Raw genomic sequence first — 2523 nt, forward strand, 5'->3', positions numbered from 1 at the left:
TGATCTCGACGAGCGGCATCAGCAGCGCGGGGTTCAGCCAGTGCGCGTTCAGCATCCGTGCAGGATGCGCGACGTGGCGTTGCAGCTCGGTGACGACGAACGTCGACGTCGTCGACGCGATCGTTGCATGCGCACCGACATGCGCGCCGAGCCAGCGCAGCGCGTCGGCCTTCGCATCGAGCACTTCGGGCAACGCCTCGAACACGATGCCGGCCTGCCGCACCGCATCGGCCGCACCGTCCCGCGCGACGAGCGCGATGCGCGCGACCACGGTTTCGGCCTGCGCGGCGTCGATGCGGCCGAGCGCGACCTGCGCATGCAGCGGCCTTTCGATCTCGTCGCGCGTGCGTGCCTCGAAGGCGTGCCATCCGGCCGCGTCGCGCGGCTTGAAGTCGATCAGCGTCACGTCGAGCCCCGCGAACGCGAACACGAGCGCGATCCCCTGCCCCATGCGCCCCGCGCCGAGCACGTGGACACGCGTCACATCGGCGCCCGCCTTCATGCCGCGTACCCCGCGTCGAGCAGCGCGCGCATCGCGTCCATCGACAGCGCGGCGAGCCCCAGCCGCTCCAGCGTGCGGCCTTCCGCATACAGGTCGCGCACCGCGACCGCGCTCGCGATGCTCAGCAGCCCCTGCGCGACGGGCGTCGGCACACCGGCCCGGCGCCCGCACGACACGATGAACGACAGCCCGAGCCGGGTGTCTTCGAGCATGTAGCGATGCGTGCGCAGATCGATCTTCTCGCGCCAGTCGCCGCTATCGGTCAGCTTGCCGTGCGCGCCGCGCCCGTACATCCATTCGTCGCCGTCGGTCGCGTAGTGATCGGCAAGCGGGAAATGCGGCGCCGGGTAACCGAGCGCCTCGCGCACCGCGATGCGCTCGGCGTCGAGCGCGTTCGTCACGCGGCGAATCGACGGCTGCGTGCCTTCGTTGTGGATGTCCCATGCGTCGAAGTGTTCGAGCGGCCCGGCGTTCATCAGGATCAGCGGCGGATGGATCACGGGGCCCGCGTTCATCAGCGCGCCGGACAACGCGTCCTCGACCGGTTCGACCGACGGATAACCCGCGCGCAGCACGTCGAACGCCCAGCCGGACGCGTTCGCCGGAAACACGCCGGTCGGCAGCCGCGTCGCGTACGCGCTGATCACGACGTCGTTGTCGCCGTGCCTGCGCACGAGATACGGCAGCGTGCCCGTCTCGGCGAAGGCGACGCGCGAACGGTTGCCGGCATCGGCCGCCGCGCGCGCGAACACGACGCTGCCGAACGTGCCGGGCGGCAGGAACACGACCTGGCCGTCCTCCAGCAGCGGCGCGACCTGCGCGGCGAGCGCGTCGTGCGAGGTGGCCGGCAGCGGCACCACGACGAGCCGCGCGCCGCGCAACGCGGCCGCGAGATCGCCGCTCAGGCGGATCGCGCCGGGCGCGTCGCCGAGCGGCACCGTCCGCTTGCCGCGATAGTCGGTCACGTTCAGCACGCCAAGCTCGCGCAGCCGCGCGTGCGGCTCGCGGTCGCGCCGCCACCACGTCACGTCGTGGCCCTTCTCGAACAGGTCGATGGCCGCCGCATGGCAGCCGTGGCCGCCGCCCAGAACACATACCTTCATCGTCTTCTCCCGGTGAATGAGTGCTTCCGAGACTACGCGTCCGCCCCCGCCGCGTCGCTTCAAAACGCGCAACGGCGCACCCGTTCGCGCAACGCAATCGGGGCGACACGCACGAAACCGCACCCCTGCATCCGATACGAGGTCCGTGAATGGATATCGCCCTTTCCCGCCATGCGCCGAACCGGCTCGGCACGCTGCAAGCCCCCGACGAAGTCGAACGCGCGGTCGCGCACCGGCTCGGGCCGCACCGGATGGCCGCGCGCGGCCGCGATCCGTTTCATGCGGAGCTGTACGAAGTGCCGCTGCATCACGGCGCGCTGCTCGAACTCTGCTACGGCCGCGAAACGCGCATCGACTTCGGCGACGATGCCGGTCACTTCCTGTTCAGGCTGACGCTCGCCGGCGCCTGCGAACTGCAGGCCGGCAGCGTCGTCGCGCGGGCCGGCCCGGGCGAGCTGACCGTATCGTCGCCCGCGCTCGCCAGCCGCCTGAGCACGAGCCCCGATTGCCGCAACCTCGTGCTGCGGCTCGAACGCGGCGCGCTCGAACGCAAGCTGCAGCACATGCTGCGGGCACCGCTCACGCGGCCGCTGCAGTTCGATCTCGCGGCCGGCGGCATCGGCACCGGCACGGGCGCCGCGCTCGTGCTGCCGACCTTCGAATACCTGTGCAAGCTCGGCGCACAACCGGGCATCGGCACGGCCTCGCCCCTCTTCGGCGCCGATCTCACCGCGTGGCTGATGTCGCTGCTGCTCACGCACCTGCCGCACTCGTACAGCGACGCGCTCGCACGCGGCACGCCGCCGTTGCCGGCGCACGTGCGCCGCGCGTGCGATCACGTCGACGCGCACCTCGGCGAGCCGCTCGCGCTCGCCGCGCTGGCGGCCGTCGCGGGCGTCGCGCCCCGCACGCTGCAGC

The 2523-nt window shown here is 71.9% G+C and carries 3 protein-coding genes; 1 reads left to right on the forward strand and 2 read right to left on the reverse strand.

What is annotated here, in order from left to right:
• On the reverse strand, positions 1 to 502 hold a 502-nt coding region (locus L810_RS36515), incomplete at its 3' end, for a 3-hydroxyacyl-CoA dehydrogenase NAD-binding domain-containing protein (RefSeq protein WP_042977686.1).
• The gene (locus L810_RS36520; RefSeq protein WP_021163182.1) at positions 499 to 1605 is read right to left on the reverse strand and encodes an NAD/NADP-dependent octopine/nopaline dehydrogenase family protein; all 1107 of its coding nucleotides are present in this window, start codon (positions 1603 to 1605) and stop codon (positions 499 to 501) included. The genes L810_RS36515 and L810_RS36520, both read right to left, overlap by 4 nt.
• A gap of 149 nt (positions 1606 to 1754) precedes the next feature.
• Here L810_RS36520 and L810_RS36525 point away from each other — a divergent pair.
• Positions 1755 to 2523 (forward strand): cupin domain-containing protein (locus L810_RS36525; RefSeq protein ID WP_042977696.1); only part of this gene is annotated, 769 nt, incomplete at its 3' end.

The organism is Burkholderia sp. AU4i, assembly GCF_000466765.1.
GTDB classification, from domain to species: Bacteria; Pseudomonadota; Gammaproteobacteria; order Burkholderiales; family Burkholderiaceae; genus Burkholderia; species Burkholderia cepacia.